10 protein-coding genes are annotated in these 15,965 nt (G+C 49.2%); 5 read left to right on the top strand and 5 right to left on the bottom strand.

The genetic code is table 11. From position 1 onward, the window contains the following. Window positions 1-51 precede the first annotated feature (51 nt). From VIS94_11920 to VIS94_11905, 4 genes are all read left to right on the top strand, one after another. Window positions 52-1,182 carry a Coenzyme F420 hydrogenase/dehydrogenase, beta subunit C-terminal domain gene (locus VIS94_11920; protein ID HEY9161781.1) on the top strand — a complete coding sequence of 377 codons (1,131 nt, stop codon included), beginning with the start codon at window positions 52-54 and terminating at the stop codon, window positions 1,180-1,182. After that, window positions 1,179-3,119, top strand: coding sequence for a thiamine pyrophosphate-dependent enzyme (locus VIS94_11915; GenBank protein HEY9161780.1), 1,941 nt, complete (start codon window positions 1,179-1,181; stop codon window positions 3,117-3,119). Before VIS94_11920 ends, VIS94_11915 begins: the two co-directional genes overlap by 4 nt. Next, window positions 3,116-3,733 carry an indolepyruvate oxidoreductase subunit beta gene (locus tag VIS94_11910; GenBank protein HEY9161779.1) on the top strand — a complete coding sequence of 206 codons (618 nt, stop codon included), beginning with the start codon at window positions 3,116-3,118 and terminating at the stop codon, window positions 3,731-3,733. Before VIS94_11915 ends, VIS94_11910 begins: the two co-directional genes overlap by 4 nt. A gap of 141 nt (window positions 3,734-3,874) precedes the next feature. Next, entirely contained in the window at window positions 3,875-6,949 is a 3,075-nt protein-coding gene (locus VIS94_11905) for a PAS domain S-box protein (protein ID HEY9161778.1), read from the top strand. Between the two features lie 69 nt (window positions 6,950-7,018). On the opposite strand, the gene VIS94_11900 is transcribed toward VIS94_11905, so the two are convergent. Beyond that, window positions 7,019-9,736, bottom strand: coding sequence for a PAS domain S-box protein (locus VIS94_11900; GenBank protein ID HEY9161777.1), 2,718 nt, complete (start codon window positions 9,734-9,736; stop codon window positions 7,019-7,021). A gap of 91 nt (window positions 9,737-9,827) precedes the next feature. On the opposite strand from VIS94_11900, the gene VIS94_11895 reads away from it, so the two are divergent. Further along, window positions 9,828-10,589, top strand: coding sequence for a zinc ribbon domain-containing protein (locus VIS94_11895; protein ID HEY9161776.1), 762 nt, complete (start codon window positions 9,828-9,830; stop codon window positions 10,587-10,589). Here the strand turns inward: VIS94_11895 and dmeF are convergent. The 4 genes from dmeF to VIS94_11875 all read right to left on the bottom strand — a co-directional run bounded on the left by dmeF (window position 10,582) and on the right by VIS94_11875 (window position 15,897). Then, window positions 10,582-11,559 carry a CDF family Co(II)/Ni(II) efflux transporter DmeF gene (dmeF, locus tag VIS94_11890; GenBank protein HEY9161775.1) on the bottom strand — a complete coding sequence of 326 codons (978 nt, stop codon included), beginning with the start codon at window positions 11,557-11,559 and terminating at the stop codon, window positions 10,582-10,584. The two genes, VIS94_11895 and dmeF, sit on opposite strands and share 8 nt — an antisense overlap. 17 nt (window positions 11,560-11,576) lie before the next feature. Then, entirely contained in the window at window positions 11,577-13,673 is a 2,097-nt protein-coding gene (locus VIS94_11885; GenBank protein ID HEY9161774.1) for a right-handed parallel beta-helix repeat-containing protein, read from the bottom strand. Between the two features lie 53 nt (window positions 13,674-13,726). Further along, window positions 13,727-15,103, bottom strand: coding sequence for a metallophosphoesterase (locus VIS94_11880; GenBank protein HEY9161773.1), 1,377 nt, complete (start codon window positions 15,101-15,103; stop codon window positions 13,727-13,729). 137 nt (window positions 15,104-15,240) lie between these two features. Continuing rightward, entirely contained in the window at window positions 15,241-15,897 is a 657-nt protein-coding gene (locus VIS94_11875; protein HEY9161772.1) for a MazG family protein, read from the bottom strand. Between the last annotated feature and the right edge of the window lie 68 nt (window positions 15,898-15,965).

Genomic DNA, 15,965 nt, shown 5'->3' with positions numbered 1-15,965 from the left:
ACCTAACTGCTCATTAGCTTAAAAGCTTAACTGCTTTTTCGTGGAGGCATTATGAAAGTTTTAGGCGCAAACGAGCTTATCGCCGATGTCCAGTCAAAGGGCCTTTGCATAGGTTGCGGGGCATGTGTTGATCTGTGCCCTTATTTCAAAAATCACCGAGGAACGACGGTCAGTCTTTTCCCATGCACATCAGCCACCGGCAGGTGCTTCGCTTTCTGTCCGAAGATAGAGGTTGACCTGGATGAGCTCTCAAAAGCATATTTCGGAAATGCTTACAGGGCAAAACCTCTCGGCGAATATCGGAAGATTCTCATCGCAAAGGCTGCGGATAAGACCGGCAAAGGTGATTTTCAGGCAGGAGGCGCCGTTACGGCCCTTGTAATCTCCGCACTGAAATCGAAAAAGGCGAGGGCAGCAATCCTTACCGACAGTTCAGGCCTGCTCCCTGTGCCCAAGGTCGTAAAAACTGCCAAAGGCGTCCTTTCGTGTGCCTCATCGAAATATTCGGCGGCGCCATCTCTTTCGGCACTAAACCGCGCCGTGAGAGAAGGCCTTGACAACCTCGCTGTTGTGGCCACACCATGCCAGTCGCTTTCCCTCGCACAGATGAGACTCAATCCGACCGGTATGGATAATTTCAGAGACCCGACAGCCGTTATCATAGGCCTTTTCTGCACATGGGCGCTTGATTATGGCAGGCTAGAAGCATTTCTGAAGGACAGGCTCGACATTAAAACAATTAAGAAGTTCGACATCCCGCCCCCGCCTGCCGAGGTCTTCGAGGTATATACAGAAGGCGGCAAACTCACCTTCCCGTTATCGGAAATAAGGGGGCTTGTGCCCGAGACCTGCTCTTACTGTACGGACATGACCGCCGAGTTTGCGGACATTTCAGTCGGTGTGCTCGAAGGCAGACCGGATATGAATACGCTTATAATAAGGACGGAACGCGGCGAGCGCTTTTTTGACGATGCAGTTAAAAAAGGCTTCCTCATAACAGACGAGATGCCTGCGGCAAACCTGGAGCACCTGAAAACAGCCGCGAAAAACAAAAAACAGAGGGCGTTTGTCAAGGGCTCATCTGAGGGAAGAATCAACTGTGATGCCGAAGGAACGCGGGCCATGATGCGCCTGGGCGCCGATGTACTTAATGAAATAATTTCAGCCGGAGGTGCAGAATGAGCCGACTGACGGAAGAAAAAGGCGGAGACATCCTTCTGATGATGGGAAACGAGGCGATAGCAAGGGGCGCGCTTGAGGCAGGCGTCCAGGTCGCATCTGCATATCCCGGTACGCCTTCCTCGGAAATAATTGAAAATCTTGGAAAGGCCGCAGATGAACGGGGCCTGTATGTGGAGTGGTCGGTCAACGAGAAGGTGGCGGTCGAAGTCGCGGCAGCCGGTTCTTTTGCCGGATTGCGTTCGCTGGTCGCCATGAAGCAGAACGGCGTTAACGTGGCTTCGGACTTTCTCCTGCATCTGGGGCTTTCAGGTACAAGAGGAGGCATGGTGCTCATTCCCTGCGATGACCCCGGCGCTCTTTCAAGCGTGAACGAAGGCGAATCACGCCATTTTGCAAAGCTGCTTGAACTGCCGCTCCTTGAACCGGGCGATTTCCAGGAGGCGAAGGACATGACCAAGTGGGCGTTCGAACTCTCCGAAGAGATCAAGGGCCTTGTGGTCATGAGGAGCGTCACGCGCCTTTCCCATGCAAGCGGAACGGTTAAGACAGGCCCCCTGCCGGCAGAGAAAAGGAAGGCGGTTTTCAGGTCCGACGGATTCGTGATCGACCCCGAGACAGGACCGGTCCACACCATGCCGGTAGCCTACTGGCATCCGATACAGCAGCAGAAGCTGAAAAAGGCCGAGGCCCTTTTCGAACAGAGCCCTTTCAACACATACACAGGCCCCGTCGAGCCCGAGCTTCTTATAATCACAAGCAGCGCATGCACCTTCTATTCAAAGGAAGCGGTCAATGTCCTGGGTGTTGAAGACAGGGTAGGCATTCTCAAGCTCGGCACCACATGGCCGCTGCCGAGAAATCTTATGAAGAAGCATCTGTCGGCTTCAAAGAAAATTCTCGTTGTCGAAGAAGTTCTCCCTTTCCTCGAAGACAACGTAAAGATTCTTGCCGCCGAACTGGCGGATGAAACAGGCGTCAAGCAGTTTTTCGGAAGGGCGGAGGCGACGCTTCCAACTACCGGTGAACTCAATCCCGATATAGTGATAGCAGCCCTTGCCGGCATTCTGGGAATCGACTACAAACCTGTACCTCAGGAATTCGAGATAAATGCAAATATGCTTTCTTTCGGCAACGCCCCCAGCCGCGAAACCACCTTCTGTGCAGGATGCCCTCACAGGGCGTCATTCTGGGGCATTCACAATGCGCTTGCCATGGATAACCGCAAGGGATTCGTCTGTGGTGACATCGGCTGCTATACGCTCGCCTTTCTGCCTTGCGGGTTTTCGACGCTCAAGACAGGTCACTGCATGGGCGCGGGCACAGGCATAGCAAGCGGCTTCGGCCAGCTTGGAAGATTCGGCATGGACCAGCCTGTGTTGAGTGTATGCGGCGATTCGACATTCTTCCATGCAGCGATGCCCGCGCTTGTGAATGCAGTGCACAACAAATCGGACATCATCATGGTCATACTGGACAACAGCGGAACGGCCATGACGGGCTTCCAGCCCCATCCCGGCCTCAAAGCCAGCGTGATGGGCGACGATGTTCCGGATGTGGATATTGAGGCCGTCTGCAAGGCGGTAGGAGCGAAGACTGCGATAAGCGACCCCTTCGATGTCGAGGCAACTGAGGCGGCCCTGCTTGACATGCTGAGAAACCAGACCGGCACGCGCGTGATGATTTTGAGGCAGAAATGCGCACTGTCACCGGAAAGAAAGGGCAGGAAATATTTCGAGGTGAGCATTGACGAGAATGTCTGCCTGGGCGAAAAGTGCGGGTGCAACCGCTTGTGTACAAGGATTTTCAGGTGCCCCGGCCTTATATGGGACCAGGCGGCGGGAAAGGCGCGTATAGACGAGGTAATCTGCGCCGGCTGCGGCGTCTGCGCAAGCATATGTCCGTCAGGTGCTATAAAGAAGGCGGAGGTGGCAAAATGAGCGCTATCGTGAAAGACCCTTACAACGTTATAATCACTGGCGTCGGCGGGCAGGGTAATGTTATCGCATCGCGCATGCTGGGCAATATTCTCGCAAAAAAAGGTTATACAATAACGATTGGCGAAACCTTCGGCGTATCCCAGCGCGGAGGCTCGGTCATGAGCCATATCAGGATCTCCGCCAGAGGCACATGGAGCCCCCAGATGCCAAAAGGAAAGGCCGACCTCATCGTTGCGCTGGAGCCCATCGAATCACTCAGGGTCATGGCGGGCTACGGCAATCCGTCGACAAAGGTGCTCAGCAATTCGAGGCCGGTCTATCCGGTGGGCGTCATAGCGGGAGATCAGAAATACCCGAGCAGGGAAGAGCTTAATGACGCGCTCTTGAAGCTGACCTCGGACGTGAAATTCGTCGATGCAACAGACGAGGCGCTCAAGCTTGGCGAACCGATTCTGAGCAATGTAATAATGATGGGGGCGATAGCCGGACTCGATGATCTGCCTTTCGACACACCTGACTTTATCGAGGTCATGGCAGGGACATTCAAAAAGGAAAAGCAGGAAATAAATATAAAGGCATTCGAACTGGGCAAGGAGCTTGTGATAAAGGCATAAAGCAACGGCTAAGGCGGTAAGCCCTGATCTGAATTTCCGTTATATTGCCCTGATCCTTTGGATTCCTTGATATTATTTATTTGCCCATTATTATTACACCATTCTGTTACTTGATAATGATGATTCTGGGGAGATATTGGAATGGGTTGGAACATGACACGATTGCTGTGCCTTCTCTGGTCCTGCATGGTGTTGACTGCAGCTTCCGGCAAATCCATAACCACGGGCGAATTGAAGGTCGACAAGGCTGAAGAAAAGCGTGTTCTGATCCTGTACACCTACAACTACAACCAACCCGCCCAACAACAGATATCAGCCGGGCTAGAAACTGCCAGAAAAGTCGCAAATCTCAACCCTGATGACTTCATATATGAATATTTGGACATCTCACCGCCTAAAACCCGGGAACAACGTCTTCTGCTCAGTCGGCTCTTGCTCGATAAATACGCCGGGCAACGATTTGATCTCATTATCACCGTTTTCAACGATGCCCTCAATTTCCTCCTTAACGAAGCCAGAAACCTCTCACCAGGGAGCCCGTGTCTAGCTCTTTACGGCCAGAAGAGACCGCATCTTGAGCGAACGGGCAAACCAATTTTTCAAAGCCCGTTGGCCTTCGATGTGCGTGGGACGCTGGAGCTTGCATTGAAACTTTTCCCCGAGACGCGCAGGGTCCTGTTTGTCTCCGGCAAGGGTGATCTTGACAAGTCATTCGAACACAAGGCCATGATTGATTTTGGCTCGTGGCAAAAAAAGCTGGATTTCGAATATTCCAGCAACATGTCTGTGAACAATCTTCTAGAGCATGTGAGAAGCCTGCCTCCAGGAACAGTGGTCATCTACTCTCGCATTTCATCGGACATTACCGGAAATACATATCAGCCGATCGATATAGCAATCAGTCTTGCCCAAACATCCAATGCACCTGTTTTCTGTCTTGCCACCTCGCAACTGGGTACCGGTGTCATCGGCGGCTCTATGGTTGACGTGCAAGCACTCAGCACCATGCTGGGGAGAATCCTGCCTTCCCTTATGACGGATAATCCGCTTCCTCTCGAACCTGCCTCGCGTTTTTTAAAACCAATGGTTGACTGGCAACAGATCAAACGTTGGGGTGTAAATCCAGGCCTCATTCCGGATAATGCCTTGATAATAAACCGCCCTCCGACTCTCTGGAACCAGTACAAAGCTGTTGTCGTCGGTACGATAGCCGCGTTTCTTGTTCTGGCCGGCCTGATTACAGCCTTAATCATACAGAACTATCGCCGCAGGATTGCAGAGAAACAGGCACGTGAAAGCGAATCCCGTTACCGCATCCTCATCGAACGGGCACCTGATGCCATTTTAGTATATGATGTGGATCAGCAGAAATTTGTGGATGCAAACGCCAGTGCGGAAAGGCTTTTTGGTTGCAGCCGAGATGAACTTCTCGAATCTGATCCGCAACGATTCTATGTAAAAAAGCAACCGGACGGACGCAATCCGGATGAGAGCATTTCAGATCACAGTTTGCGGGTTCTGGCAGGAGAAGATCTTCAATTTGATCGAATTATTCACAGTGCCAATGGCAGGGATCTGTACTGCGAGGTTCGCGTTGTCCGATTGCCTTCCGAAAACAGGAAACTGATTCGTGCCAGTTTCATCGACGTCACGGAACGCAGACAGGTGGAAGAGGCTCTCCGCGAAAACCAGAAACAACTGATGGAAGCCCAACGGCTTGCCCATATCGGTCATTGGGAACTCGATCATACGTCCAATAAAATCACCTGGTCAGATGAGATTTTCCAGATATTCGAGATAGACAAACAACGTTCAAGTTTGTCCTATGAGGTATTTATGGAGAACATCCACCCTGATGACCGCGAAATGGTCATAACCGCATTCAAGCAATCCATGCAAACCAATAAACCATATAAACTGGTCCACAGGCTGCTGTTTCCTGACGGGCGGATAAAATATGTGCATGAACAGGGCGAGACATATTACAGCCCTGATGGAGAACCGATACGCTCAGGCGGGACCGTACAGGACATCACCGAACTCAAACATGCGGAAATTGAAAAGATGAAACTCCAGGAACAATTGACAACAGCGCAAAAGATGGAGGCGGTGGGCCGCCTGGCCGGAGGAGTGGCTCACGACTTCAACAATATACTCAGCGTCATTATGGGACATACCGATCTTGCACTTCAAAAAACCGATGATTCGATGCCCGTATTTGCCAATCTTAAGGAAATACAAAATGCGGCCATCCGGTCCGCCGATCTGACAAGACAGCTCCTCGCCTTTGCACGCAAACAAACCGCCATTCCGAAAATTATGAATATGAATGAGTCAGTGGAAGGCATGCTCAAGATGTTGCGGCGCATGATAGGTGAGGACATCGAACTGATCTGGAAGCCTGAAATGGGATTATGGCCGGTGATGATCGACCCCAGTCAGGTCGACCAGTTGCTGGCTAATTTATGCATCAATGCACGGGATGCAATCGCCGGTGTCGGGAAGATAACCATTGAGACTAGAAATATACTCGCGGATGAGGCCCTCTGCTCAAGATATGCGGACTGCATGCCAGGAGAATATGTGATGTTGGCCGTAAGTGACAATGGAAGCGGAATGGACAAAGATACACTTGATCATATCTTCGAGCCGTTTTTTACCACCAAGGGAGCCGGTCAGGGCACCGGCCTCGGTTTGGCTACAGTGTATGGAATCGTCAAACAGAATGAAGGATTCATCAACGTCCGCAGCGAGCAGGGCAAGGGATCGACATTTTATATTTACTTACACCGATGCAAGGTTGAGAATATTGAACAAATCACTGATAGACCTGAAAAACCATATGCCGGTCATGGTGAAACCATCCTGATTGTGGAAGATGACACGGCCGCATTGTATACAGGGAAGACAATGCTGGAACATCTGGGATATACCGTATTGACCGCCAGCACGCCAAAAGAGGCGCTTCTCATGGCCGAAAATCATATTGACCGGATATCTTTATTGATCACAGATGTGATTATGCCCAAGATGAATGGATGGGAATTGGCTAAAATAATCACCGGCATGAAACCCGGACTGAAATGCCTTTTCTGTTCCGGATATACGGCAGATGTCATATCCAACCGCGGTATGCTTGAAGAAGGGGTGAATTTCCTTCAAAAGCCGTACTCAATCAAAGATCTGGCAATCAAAGTCCGTCAAGCCATGGAATAATACATCTGAGTTTCTTGATGTATAATTTGCATCTGGCTTTTTGATAAATCATGTTGCAGTTGATTCAAGTCATCTGCCCAGAACTTTTTTGAGTTCCTCTTTCATATTTTCAAACTGGTAAGGCTTCTGGATGAAGCCGTCCGGACCCTTCTCCTTGAAGCTGTTCATCACTTCGATCCCGTTATAGCCGCTGCTTATTATCACCCTGACATCAGGATCAATAAGCATAAGTTCGCCATAGGCCTCTTTTCCGTCCATTATCGGCATGGTCATATCCAGTATGACGCATCTTATCTTATCCCTGTTCCTCCTGAAAACGTCGAGCGCGTCCTTGCCGTCAACGGCAGTTATCACATCAAAACCGATTCGCTCCAGCATCTTTTTACAAACGTTTCTGATCTGATCATCATCATCAACCAGCATTATTGTGCCGCTTCCCTGCCAGGTCTGCTCCTGTTCAGCCTTTACCTTGTTTGTGCCCGTGAAAGGTTCTGTTGCCGGGAAGAAGATTTTGAATGTCGTGCCCCTGCCCGGTTCGCTGTATATTTTCAGGGCACCCTTATGGCTCCTCACTATACCGAGTACTGCAGCGAGGCCCAGCCCTCTGCCCGTGAATTTCGTCGTGAAGAAAGGGTCAAAGATTTTGCCCATGGTTTCCCTGTCCATGCCGCAGCCTGTGTCCGATATCTCCATACAGACATAAACACCCTCAACCATCTCATCACCCAGATCCAATGTCTTCAGATATTCACCGCTGCATTCAATCTGTCGGGTCATAATGGTAATAGTGCCCGTATCTTCTCCTATAGCCTCGCTTGAGTTTATTACAAGATTCATTATTATCTGCTGGATCTGCGGCAGATCGGCTTTTATGAATGGAATCTTTTCATCGAGAATCAGATCAAGTTTCGCCTTCTTGGATATCGAGGCTATAAGCATCTGCTCCATCTCGCGAATGAGTCCGGTCAGATTGATCGGTACCATCTGGAAAGCACCCTTCCCCGAATATGCGAGCATCTGTTTGCACAGGCCCGCAGCGCTCATTGCCACCTTAATAACATTCTGCAACCGCTGTACGGCCGGGGACGTCTCAGAGATGTCCAAAAGAGCGAGTTCCGAATTACCTATTATTGCCGTAAGCATGTTGTTGAAGTCATGGGCAATACCTCCTGCCAGCACGCCTATGCTCTCGAGTTTCTGGGCCTGCTGGATCTGCTTTTCCATCAGCTGCTTCTCGTTCTCTGCCTTCTTTCTTTCCGAAATGTCGCGTCCGACTCCCAGAAAGCCGATGGGTTTGCCTCCCGAATCCCTCAGAAGAGTCATTCTGATCTCGCCTGTAAATATCGTGCCGTCCTTGCAGATAAATTCGAGCTCAACCATTCTGGATATCTCACAATCCCTGTCAGCGAGACGTTCAGGGGTCAGTTCTTCAGCCAGAATTTTCATGGCGATATCATAAGACTCTGGTGTCAAATGCCGGTCAATAGGCATGGACTGCAATTCCTCCAGGGTGAAACCCCTGGTTTTTACCACCGAAGGGCTGATCCAGACTGTTTTAAAATCCATATCCATCAACCACAACGTATCCTGCATATTTTCAGATATCAAACGATACTGCTGTTCACTTCTGAAGAGGGCCTCTTCGATTTTTTTTCGGTCGGTGATATCATGAAAGATGGTCATGACAGCCTTTTCACCCTTGAAATAGACATGACTTACGGTTATCGCGACATCAATCAAATTTCCTTTGATGTCTAAACACTTAATTTCAATCTGCGGCGGTGTTTTTCCTTCCTTGAACTGTCTTCTGCGCTCCATCAGGAGGCCATGAGAATTTTCCGGGACAAAATCAAACATGGTTTTACCGGCATAGTCTTCAGGATTCATTGATCCGAAGAGCTTCATTGCAGCAGGATTGCCGTACAGGATTTTACCTTCTTTGTGAATGATTATGCCGTCTGGAAAATTGTATATCAGATGCCTGTACTGTTCCCTGCTTTCTTTGAGAGCCTTCTCCACCTTCTTACGTTCTGTTATGTCATTGACCTGCATAATGAGGCACTTCTTATTGTTTACATCAATTATCTCTGCGGAAAATTCGCCCGTCCTTATCTCGCCGGATTTTGTAATCATCTCGATTTCATAACTGCTTATATGGCCATCCCTTTTGATTATCTCAATCAGTTCGTCCCTTCTGGCTTTATCCCTTACAAGTCCAAGCTCAAAAGCCGATTTGCCTGTAATATCTTCACGCCTCCAGCCCAGTATCTTTTCAAAGTTGTCATTGACTTCGATAAAAACGCCATCATCAATACTGCTTATAGCAAGGATATTGGGAGAGTTATTGAATGCCAGGCGAAACTTGTTTTCGGATGCAGCAAGTTCAACCTCAATTTTTTTCAGCCCGGATACATCGGTTATAACGCTTTCAATTGCTACAGGTCTGCCGTCGCTTCCATATTCAACAACATTTTTATGGTGAATCCATTTTTCCACTCCCGACTTATGGATTATCTTATATTCATAAAAGGGCTTTATCTCACCCATTAAGATTTCATTGAACCGCTCTTGCAGAACAGGCTGCCAATCAGGGTGGATAAACTTTCTGATGAGCATGGGATCGTCATAGAATTCCTGCGGTTCATAGCCTGTTATCTCGATACACCCAGGGCTTACATACTCGAATTTTCCTTCAGGCAGGGCCATTCTAAAGATTATTATATTGGCGTCCTCGATAAGCTTTCTGTAAAAATCAGCATTCAAGGAAACCGGCTTTACCTTCTCCATCCGTCCGCCAATTTATATGATTTTTATAAATTATATTATAACTTATTTTTATCAACATACAATAGCCGGTGTTTCAGGAATGGATGTATATATGGTAAGAATAGAAACCGAAGAACGGGATAACAGAATAATGATTTGTCCTAATTGCGGAGCTGAACAGGCGGACGGCCTGAGCGAATGCACAGGCTGCGGGATAATTTTTGCCAAATATAAAAAAAGGGTGAAATCACCTGCGGATAAAGAACGGCCGGAAGAATCTCCGGTTCGCTCAAGGCTTGCTCAATCCGTTTTACAGGGCATGTTTACGATACCCTCAAATTTCATGACGCTTAGAATTATCCTGTTAGCAGGCCTGTTTCTCTTAGGATTCAGGCTCGCGTTCATCCCTTTATCAGACCCCCAGAGTGAGACATCCTTTCTCCTGAATACCATGCATGCCATAAATCTCGTTTTTCACGAGGCGGGTCATCTGCTGTTGTCTTTCATGGGAGAATTCATAACGGTACTGGGAGGCACACTGATGCAGCTCACTGTCCCGATGGTATTCACCGTTTATTTTATATCATGGAGACAGGATTCATTCGCCGCAGCAGCAACCTTCTGGTGGTTCGGAGAAAATTTTATCGACATTGCCCCTTATATCTATGACGCGCTTGACCTTAATCTGATGCTTCTTGGCGGACATACGGGAAAGGAAGGCCCGCACGACTGGGAATACATACTGGGTACACTTGGCCTGCTTGATTCAAGCCACGCCATAGGATGGATGGCATGGGGGACAGGCTGCCTCATTATGCTTGCAGCAACAGCCTGGGGCGGCTTCCTTGTTTACAGACAGTACCGCTCTACCTGATCTCGGACGTGCAAAGCTTATCCGGGCTGCACGCAAGAACCTCAACTGTTACATGCACAAGCCCGGGTACGGAATCGAGGAGCCTCTTATAATAGCTGTAAGTGCGGCCCGAGCCTGTAATCACGGAAACGATGCATGCATAGCGCCCTTCCGAGACCTGCCAGATATGAAGGTCGCTTACTTTTGAATCACTGTCCTGTTCAATTATCTCCCTGATGCTTTTTGTCACGGACAAATCGCCATGCCAGTCCAGCAGTATCCTGGAAGTGTCCCTGAGCAGCAGAAAGGCCCACCTGAGTATGAGAAAAGCGCCCAGAATTCCCATGGCCGGGTCCAGCCATGTAAGCTTCAGATATTTGGCGCCCAGAAGTGCTGCTATCGCAAGGATTGATGTCAGTGCATCGGCGACAACATGCAGATAAGCGCTTTTCAGGTTGAGGTCCATGTCGCGTCCATGTTCATGAACGTGATTATGGACGACTTCATCATGATCATGCTCATGCCCGTGATTGTGTCCCGAGCCAAGGATTAAGGCACATATGATATTGACCGAAAGTCCTAGCATGGCGACGATAAGCGCCTCGTTATATCTAATAACAAGCGGATTGAGGAACCTTTCGACGGACATGACAATCATGGCAAGGCCAGCAATGCCAAGGACAATGGCGCTCGTGTAGGCGCCCAGTATCTCGATCTTCCATGTCCCGAAAGCGAATCCGGAACTCTTTGCATGTCTGCGCGCAAGCATGTATGCGCCAAGGGATATACCGAGGGCTATGGCATGCGTTCCCATATGAAAACCGTCGGCAAGAAGGGCCATCGAATTGCTGAGCCAGCCGATGAATATCTCGGCGAACATCGTCAGAAGCGTTATTATGACAACAACGAGGGTTTTCGTTTCTGATGATTTTTTTCCTGAATTGAAATCATGGTCGTGCTGCCAGAGGTGTATGTGTTCGCTGTTCATCATTATACCTCTTTTTTAATTCACAAGCCGCTTATCTGAGGCTTGAACAGTAAAACAAGCCAGTCTTCCGAACCGGAGTTTGATACCTGCTGCCGTCCTGCCTGGCTGAGTATCGCCGACGGAACATCGCTGCTGTTCGAGACCTTTACATTATCGATGAATGACATGCCCACGGGAAAGTTCGGATAACAAGTATTCTCGCAGATGTCATAAAAATCAAGCGAGTCTCTGAGGTAGTTCTGCAAAAAGTCAAGGTCACCGTAAGGGCAGCATCCGCCCATGTCTTCCCCGTAAGGCACGATGTCAGTAGCCCAACAGATTCCCGTAAAAGACGAGGATTTCCCGCATGGGCCCAGATTGACAAATCCCTGGGGATTGTTCAGAGACACGTTTTCAAGCAGCGTCACATAACGGCTGCCGCCGTCGGTATAAAAGGTGTTTCCGCCTGCAAGGGTGCGTTTGTTTTCAGCGACGTTGTATGCGATCAACTGGCCGTCTTCCATGCAGGTTCCCTGAAAGCCGGTGCTGTAAATGGCGCCTCCGTCCCACAACCTTTCAAGGAAATATTGAATATGGTTGTGCAAAATCAGGTTACCTGTTGCAGCAGTAGGCGTGGTAAAGGTCCCCCACATATTCGGCGTGCCGCCGGGTACGCCGACGAACCCGCCCGGATCAAGCAGGGCCCAGCCCCAACCGATGGCTATGCCTGACCATGAGGTATGATTGATGTCGTTGTGTTCAACGGTGCTTCGCGTGGTAAAGCCGATATAAATGCCGGCCGCGTCCCAGAATTCCCGGCCTGTGTATTCAATCAGATTGTTCGATATAAAATTATCCTTCGTAAGTCCTGAATCTGTCGTCGGACGCGCATCCTCGTATGTATTGCCGCCGAGCTGTATTCCAGTGGAGGAAATATCACTGATGGTATTGTTTATGATCTGGTTGTTCTGGCTTCCCGAAGCAAAATCGACACCGGCCGCGCCCATATGTTGGACGGTGTTATTTTCGAAAGTGATGTTCTGCGCATAGATAAAGCTCAAATTGCCTGGTGTGCGCACTGTGTTTGGATCATGGCCGATTAAGTTGCTCGGATGTCCGGCCCCTTTCAGGACAAAACCGCTCTGGTCCGCGACATAACCGTCCGAGGTGTTGGGGCCGAGCCATGTCGCATATTCGAAGGTAATCCCTTTAAAATTGATGTGGTGCACCGGGGCTAATGCATCTCCTGTGACGGAAAGCAGTGTCTCAAGTACAGGCAGTTCCACATCGGCGGTGCTCATGTCCTGGCCGTTAAGCGGAATATAGTAAAGTATTTTCGTGACCGGGTTCAGGTACCATTCGCCCGGCTGATCCAGAAATTCATAGGCGTTCTCCCACCAGGAAAGCAGATGAAAATTCCACGGTTCGGGAAATACATTGGCGTTCGCCCAGCACGGGTTCTGCATTACGACCTCGCTACCGCCGTTTATCTGTGCAACCGGGCAGCGCATCATCTTCCACTGAGTGGCGGTTACCGCTTCGACAGAAGTAGGGTTTTCCCATACAGGCGGTATCTGCGGATCGGTCCCGGTTGTATAGGAGTATGTGTAACCGGTTGAGGCAGGCGTATAGTAGTTCGGATAATCCACTGTGCGTGCACGGGTGGCGCGGACGCCGTTTACATAAAGCTGTCTGGGCAAAGTGCTCGTATTCACATTCGTCTGGGCCTGCCAGATGTTAAGGACAGCATCGTGCAATGTCCATCCACTTACTTGAACAGCTCCCGAGATCACAGGAGCCTCTCCGGCGGCTGCCTTATAGGTTATCTCTGCTCCGCTTGCGCCTGAATCCTCATAAGTAAAGACAAGAGGTTCGGTAAGACGGTATAAGCCTCCCTTGATGTTCACATTTATGTTGCAGACTCCTTTATCGGTTCCGGCACGGATAACGTCGCGCGCGTGTGCAATTGTCAGGAAGGGATCGTTCGAATCGCCTGTTCCCGTATCGCTCCCGCCCGGAGAGACCCAGTATTCCCTGGTACAGGAGCAGTTGCAGTCGCTGCCACCCGATGAGCAGGATATAACGAAAGACACGAGCACCAGGACTGTAAAACACAGGACTTTTTTTGCCGGTTTCATACTGATCCTCCGATTTTATGAGTCATGACCGCTTTCTTTCCGTTGGCAATTTTCTATTGCCCGTAGCTGTTGACGCAATCCATATAACCCTCTTTTGACATTTCACCGATGCCGCACCAGTAAGCAGGCCAGTTCGCATCCGTTATCGGATTGCCCCCGTCATGCCCGGAATAATAATAACGCCTGTAAAGTTCCTGCCGGGAAAGGTCGGTCTTGAGCAATGGAAGCAGTTCATCAAGATATCCATCAAGTAAAAGATCATTCAGGAGATATGATGAGGAAAAATTGTAATAGCTGTTGAATCGTCCTGACGGTTCGGAAAGGTCACGGTTAAAGGAAACATAATCCTTGATTGAAAATGAATGCTCATCAAATGAAAATATCTTGTACGCCGGATTGTTGCCGTCGACCGGGCTTATTCCCTGCGTTATTTGAAGGGCGCCTAAAGGAAGACGGTATTCGTCCATGTGTGTATGCCCGGTGAACATCATGGCAACCGTATCCGGGTAGGCTGAAAGGATGTTCAGGAAACGCGTTTGATACTCATCTACCCACATCATCTTGGCATCGTCAATTTGTCCGCCTCCGTCGATCAGCTTTCTGTTGGAAGATATATTCGCACCGACAGGTATATGTGTGACAATCCAGACCTTTTTCCCCGATGAAGCGGCCGATGCAAGCGTTTTTTCAAACCAGTCGAGTTCCGCAGTTGCTGCCTCTCCCGTACCTCCTGCGGCCTTCGGTGAAAAGAAGATAGAGTTGAGCGTGATCACAAGCAGGTCCGGCCCCAGAGGCGCTGCCGAATAATATCCCCCTGTTCTGTATGTGCTGTTGAAGAAATCATGATCCATGACACCGTTTAAAAAGTAATTGTAGAACGGCTCGGCAGTATCGTTCAGAAACCGGCTGTCCGGTTCAATTTTATAATCTCCTTCATAGGAGTCGTTATTTCCCAGTGCGAACATGACAGGGATGCTTCCCAGGTGAGCGCGTACCTCAATTGCAAAGAACGTCGCCGTCTTTAAAAGAAACAACCTCATAGCCGCTTCATCCTCGCTGCCGTAGAGTTTGTAGAACTGCGTTTCGAAATCATGAACGAGAATGTCTCCAGGGAAAATGGCGATCGAACTCGATGATGAGTTTTCCTTTATGCTCGAAAGGGCCTGCGCAAATAGCGGATAGTTTGAGTCTTCACCCCAGGCGGATGGCTCTGAAATGCTTGACGACTCGAATATGCCTTTCCACTGGGCTGCATCGGCAGCAACAAGCGTATCAAAGAGCGTCTGGTCATAGAACGGATTGAAGTGGACATCGGAAAAAACGACGACCTTCGAAGTCCCGACAGTATTGCTGCTGACACTGCTGCATGCCGTCAGCAGTGCAACAGATAAAATAACGGTAAATAGAACTGACCTGTAAATTTTTTTCATATGACACCCTTGACCGTATTTTTTATCATTTCATGACCCCTCTGTCCCGGTACTGACTTTTCATCTTTATCGGCAGAGTCACCTTCGTTCGTTAATGCAGGTTTATTTGTGTTAAGGTTTCTCCGGGACACCGGAAATTATTTCTGCTGAAATTTCGACAGAATGTTTTTTCTGAGTTCCGTTTCGGTATCGATATCCATTTCACGGGCAATCGCGGAAACAGAAAATAAAATCCCGGCTATTATTTCACCCGGCGATTCACAGTTTTCAAGAATATCGAGCTGTTTTTTAATATCCTTTACATGATCCGAGATGTTCTCTGAAATCATCCCCCTTTTTCTGAGGTGCGACACGGCCTTCCCTGCAAGAAGAAGAGACGGCAGATCAGAGGGGACCCCGTCAAGCGCATGGCTGCGCTTTTTCTTGCCTTCCTCCTCTTTCTTCAATTTTTCCCACGAAAGTTTGACGTCTTGGGCGGTATCCGCGACAGCATCTCCAAAAACATGGGGGTGGCGGTGAACAAGCTTATCCGAGATGCCTTTGATAACGTCTTCAATCGTGAAATCGCCAGCCTGAGCAGCCATCACCGAGTGAAACACCACCTGAAGCAGCATGTCTCCCAGTTCTTCCTTTATATGTCCGGGGTTTCTTTCCGAGATTGCATCAACAAGTTCATAAGCCTCTTCGACCGCGCACCTTGCAATGCTTTCATGTGTCTGCTCGGCATCCCAGGGACAGCCGCCCGGCGCCCTGAGCCTTTCCATTATTGCCATAAGCCTGTCGAATTCTTTCATATGTTAATATGGCTCCGAAATTTATGCACTTTAATGTCTTATCAATTACTAATTGACATTTCAATGAA

The organism is Desulfomonilia bacterium (assembly GCA_036567785.1).
Lineage (GTDB): Bacteria > Desulfobacterota > Desulfomonilia > UBA1062 > UBA1062 > DATCTV01.
Note: the sequence above shows the minus strand (reverse complement) of the source record. Positions and strands in the feature narration are given on the sequence as shown.